This window comes from Streptococcus sp. HSISS2, from assembly GCF_000448665.1.
Taxonomy (GTDB): domain Bacteria; phylum Bacillota; class Bacilli; order Lactobacillales; family Streptococcaceae; genus Streptococcus; species Streptococcus raffinosi.
Genome location: NZ_CM002133.1, coordinates 1,740,657 through 1,746,645 on the forward strand (window position 1 = coordinate 1,740,657; position 5,989 = coordinate 1,746,645).

The window sequence follows — 5,989 nt, forward strand, 5'->3', positions numbered from 1 at the left end:
AGCCAATTCTTTATCATCATCAACAAGTTTAGTACCTGTTACGTCGAATTTCGCTTCAGAAACAACATATTTTTCTGGTTGGAACTTAGGTTTTTCTGGTGGACGAACAGCATTGTTGAATTCTTTATCAGCAATTTCACCAACAGTTGCTACAAGAGCTTTAGCAGTACCATCATGAGAAACAGTGATTGTTACATTCGCTTTCATTGTATCGTATGTAACAGTTGCATCAGTTCCTTTGACTTCTTCTACTGTGTACTTGTGAACGCCTTCTTGGCCTTTCTTGAATTCAAGTTTAGAGAATTTAACGTTACCAGCTGCATCATTCTTAACAGTTTCAACAACTTTACCTGCTGCATCCTTCAACTCGAATGTGAATTCGTTAGCTTTAAGCTCACGACCTTCCAAACGTTTAGTGAAGTTGAATCCGACTTCAACTGGAACACTGTTAACACGTTTTTCAGTTGGTACCTTAGGTGTTTCAACCTTCTTAGTTGTTGGGTTGTAGTAGTGAACAACTTGTCCAGCTGTATTTTCAATATCTACACCACCAGGAACAGTGTCTTTAACAGTGGTTGGGATATCAAATTTATAGTAACGACCAAAGGCAAACTTAGTTGTGTCGATAATTTGAGTGTTTGCAGCATCACCAAGTGACTTAGTGAAGCCATCTTTAAGGTTAGCTGTGATTACACCGTTTTCAACTGTGATGTCGAATTTAGCGGTAACATCTTCACCTGTTACTGAATCGTAAGCTTTAATCTTAGTAGCGTCAAGTTCCAACTTAGTTTCGTCGTAGTCATCAGAGATACCAACTGTTTGGATGTAATCCTTGTTGTTGGCGTCGAATTTAGTTGTATCGAGCCATACTTGGTAAACAAGTTTATCACCACGTTTAACAGACTTAGTATTCATGTTTTCCAATTCGTTGTTTGATGCATCATCAGCGTAAGGATTAGCATTTGTATCTGCAACCTTGTTAGCCAATTCTTTATCATCATCAACGAGCTTAGTACCCGTGATATCGAATTTTGCTTCAGAAACAACATATTTTTCTGGTTGGAACTTAGGTGTTTCTGGTGGGCGAACTTTGTTGTTGAACTCTTTATCGTTAGCACTTGAAGCGAATCCGCCTGTTGAAGCGTGGTTAACGACAGTTGTGAGAACTTTGCCTTCCTTAGTAACTTCCACTGTTACAGTTGCTTTCATAGCATCGTAAGTGATTGAAGTATCTTTACCAGCTACTTCTTCAACTGTGTAAGTGAATGTCTTACCAAGATCTGCTTTGCTGAACAAGAGTTTTTCAAACTTGATGTGACCATCTTTATCGTTGGTTACTGTTTGAAGAACCTTGTTGTCTTTGTCTTTCAATACGAAGCTGAACTCACCTGCAGTCAACTCACGGCCTTCAAGTCGTTTAGTGAAGTTGAACTCGAGTGGAACTGGAACGTTGTTTTCACGTGTTTGAGTTGGTTTTTCAGGAGTTGTAACTTTCTTATTGAATGGGTTGTATTGGTGAATTGTTTGGTTAGCTGTATTTTCAATATCTACACCGTCGTTAGCATCAATGTCTTTAACAACAGCTGGAATATCAAATTTATAGTAACGACCAAACTCGAATTTAGTTGTATCGATGACTGGAGTAGCATCTGTTGCACTAATAGCTTTAGTCAAGCTTGCTTTAGATGTACCGTAGAGAACACCATTTTCAACTTTAATATCGAACTTGTCTGTAACATCCTTACCAGTGATACCATCGTAAACCTTGATTTCAGAAGCGTCGATATCGAGCTTAGCTTCTTCGTAGTTATCTGTGATACCAACTGTTTGAAGGTTGCTTTCTGCAGTGAAGTCACGAGTATCAAGCCATACTTGATAGTAGATCTTTTGACCACGTTTGAGGGTCTTACCATTCAAGTTTTGGATTTCAACTTTATCAGCTGAATCGTCGTCATCAGCAAGTTTGTTACCAATGATGTCGAAGCTTGGTTCTGAAACAACGTATTTCTCTGGTTTGAAGTTAGGAGTTACATTGTTATCGAAGACACGATCGTCACCACCATAAGCATCTCCACCTACTGTAGCGTAAGAGATAACTGTTGACAATTGATCTCCTACTGAAGGTTGGATAACTTGAACAGTAACATTGACTTTCATGTTATCGTAAGTAACAGTTGTATCAGTTCCTTTAACTTCTTCTACTGTGTAGTTGAATGTCTTACCAAGATCTGCTTTAGCATAGTTGATAGTAGAGAATTTAACTTTACCTTCGGCATCATTCTTAACTGTTTCAAGAACATTACCTTTTTCATCTTTCAATTCGAAAGTAAATTCTTTATCTTGCAACTTACGTCCGTTAAGTGTCTTACCGAAGATCAACTCGATAGCAGTTGGAACGTTGTTAACACGTTTTTCAGTTGGTTTGTTTGGTTTTTCAACAGTCTTAGTAGTTGGGTTGTAGTAGTTTACAACTTGAGCTGCTGTATTTTCAATTTCAGCACCATCGTAAGCACCGTCAGTAACCTTAGCTGGGATGACAAACTTGTAGTAACGTCCAAATTCAAACTTAGTAGTGTCAATGATTTGAGTATTTTCAGCGTCGCCAAGTGACTTAGTGAAGCCATCTTTAAGGTTAGCTGTAATCACACCGTTATTAACTGTGATATCGAATTTATCTGTTACATCTGCACCAGTCTTACCATCATAAGCCTTGATTTCTGATGCAACTACATCCAATTTAGCTTCATCGTAATCATCAGTGATACCAACAGTTTGGATGTTATCCTTGTTGTTTGCATCAAATTGATTTGTATCAAGCCATACTTGGTAGTTGATAATATCGCCACGTTTAACAGCTTTAGTATTGATGTTTTCTGCTTCGTTGTTTGATGGATCATCAGCATAAGGGTTTGCATTTGTTTCTGCATACTTATCTTTCAACTCTTTATCATCATCAACAAGCTTAGTACCAGTGATATCAAACTTACCATTATCTTTGCTAAGAACGTATTTCTCTGGTTTAAACTTAGGCTCTTCTGGAGGACGAACAGTGTTGTTGAATTCTTTATCAGCGATTTCGCCAACTTTCGCTACGAGAAGTTTAGCAGTTCCGTCATGTGAAACGGTTACTGTTACATTCGCTTTCATTGTATCGTATGTAACAGTTGAATCTGTGCCCTTAACTTCTTCTACAGTGTAGTTGTGAACGCCTTCTTGACCCTTCTTGAATTCAAGTTTAGAGAACTTAACGTTACCAGCTGCGTCATTACTTACTGTTTCAAGAACTTTACCTGAAGCATCTTTAAGCACGAAGTTGAATTCGTTAGCTTTAAGTTCACGACCTTCCAAACGTTTAGTGAAGTTGAATTCGATGTCAACTGGAACACTATTTACACGTTTTTCAGTTGGTTTGTTTGGTTTTTCAACCTTCTTAGTTGTTGGGTTGTAGTAGTTAACAACTTGGGCTGCTGTATTTTCAATATCTGCACCGCCAGGAACGTCAGCGTTCACTGTTGCAGGAATATCAAATTTATAGTAGCGTCCAAAGGCGAACTTAGTAGTGTCGATAACTTGAGTGTTTTCAGCATCGCCAAGTGACTTAGTGAAGCCATCTTTAAGGTTAGCTGTAATCACACCGTTAGCGATTGAGATGTCAAATTTAGATGTAACATCGGCACCTGATACTGAATCGTAAGCCTTGATTTCTGAAGCATTCACAGTCAACTTAGTTTCATCAAAGTCATCTGTGATACCAACAGTTTGGATATGTTCCTTGTTGTTAGCGTCAAATTGAGTAGTATCCAACCATACTTGGTAGTAAAGTTTTTGACCACGTTTAACTGACTTAGTATTCAAGTTTTCCAATTCGTTGTTTGATGCGTCATCAGCGTATGGGTTAGCGTTTGTATCCGCAACCTTGTTAGCCAATTCTTTATCATCATCAACAAGTTTTTTACCTGTTATGTCGAATTTCGCTTCAGAAACAACATATTTTTCAGGGTTGAACTTAGGTTCATCTGGTGGAGTTACACGGTTGTTGAATTCTTTATCAGCGATTTCACCAACAGTTGCTACGAGAAGTTTAGCAGTTCCGTCGTGTTTAACGGTTACTGTTACATTCGCTTTCATTGTATCGTATGTAACAGTTGAATCTGTGCCCTTAACTTCTTCTACAGTGTAGTTGTGAACGCCTTCTTCACCCTTCTTGAAGCTGAGTGGTGAGAATGCAACGTTACCAGCCGCATCATTCTTAACAGTCTCAACAACTTTACCTGCTGCATCCTTCAACTCGAATGTGAATTCGTTGGCTTTAAGCTCACGGCCTTCCAAACGTTTAGTGAAGTTGAATGACACTTCAACTGGAACGTTGTTCACACGTTTTTCAGTTGGTTTGCTTGGTTTTTCAACTTTCTTAGTAGTTGGGTTGTAGTAGTTAACTACTTGAGCCGCAGTATTTTCAATATCTACACCACCAGGTACATCAGCTTTCACTGTTGTTGGGATGTCGAACTTGTAGTAACGTCCAAATGCGAATTTAGTTGTGTCAATGATTTGAGTGTTTTCTGCGTCGCCAAGTGACTTAGTGAAGCCATCTTTAAGGGTTGCAGTAATCACACCATTGTTCACAGCAATATCGAATTTAGAAGTTACATCATCACCTGTTACTGAATCGTAAGCTTTAATCTTAGTAGCGTCAAGATTCAACTTAGCTTCATCGTAGTCATCAGTGATACCAACAGATTGGATGTTATCCTTGTTGTTAGCGTCAAATTTAGTTGTATCCAACCATACTTGGTAAACCAACTTGTCGCCACGGTTAACAGTCTTAGTGTTCAAGTTTTGTTTTTCGTTGTTAGATGCATCGTCCGCATATGGGTTGGCATTTGTATCTGCATACTTGTCTGCCAACTCTTTGTCATCATCAACGAGCTTGTCACCTGTGATATCGAATTTCTCTTCAGAAACAACATATTTTTCAGGGTTGAACTTAGGTTCTTCTGGTGGAGTTACACGGTTATTGAACTCTTTATCAGCGATTGCACCTACAGTTGCTACAAGGGCTTTAGCTGTACCGTCGTGTGATACTGTGATTGCTACAGTTGCTTTCATTGTATCGTAAGCGACAGTTGCGTCTGTTCCCTTAACTTCTTCTACAGTGTAGTTGTGAACGCCTTCTTCACCTTTCTTGAAGCTGAGTGGTGAGAATGAAACGTTACCAGCCGCATCATTGCTTACTGTTTGAACAACTTTACCTGTTGAATCTTTAAGCACGAAGTTGAATTCGTTGGCTTTAAGCTCACGACCTTCCAAACGTTTAGTGAAGTTGAATGACACTTCAACTGGAACGTTGTTCACACGTTTTTCAGTTGGTTTGCTTGGTTTTTCAACTTTCTTAGTTGTTGGGTTGTAGTAGTTTACAACTTGAGCTGCTGTATTTTCAATGTCTGCACCACCTGGAACATCAGCTTTAACTGTTGTTGGGATGTCGAACTTGTAGTAACGTCCAAATGCGAACTTAGTTGTATCAATGATTTGAGTGTTTTCAGCGTCGCCAAGTGACTTAGTGAAGCCATCTTTCAAGTTAGCTGTAATGACACCGTTAGCGATTGAGATATCGAACTTAGATGTAACATCCGCACCTGTTACTGAATCGTAAGCCTTAATTTCTGAAGCATTAACAGTCAATTTATCCTTGTCGTAGTTATCTGTGATACCTACTGTTTGGATGTTATCTTTGTTGTTTGCATCAAACTTAGTTGTATCCAACCATACTTGGTAGTAAAGTGTAGAGCCACGTTCAACTGTCTTAGTATTCAAGTTTTCAGCTTCGTTGTTGTTTGTATTGTCGACATATGGATTTGTGTTTGTTTCACCATATTTATCTGTCAATTCAGAATCGTCATCAACGAGCTTAGTACCTGTGATATCGAATTTCGCTTTAGAAACAACGTATTTCTCTGGTTGGAACTTAGGTTCTGTTGGTGGAGTG

1 protein-coding gene is annotated in these 5,989 nt (G+C 38.8%); it reads right to left on the reverse strand.

All coding sequences use genetic code 11. The features are described from left to right. Positions 1-5,989: SspB-related isopeptide-forming adhesin (locus tag HSISS2_RS07535; RefSeq protein WP_276201967.1), on the reverse strand; the 5,989-nt coding region annotated here is incomplete at both ends.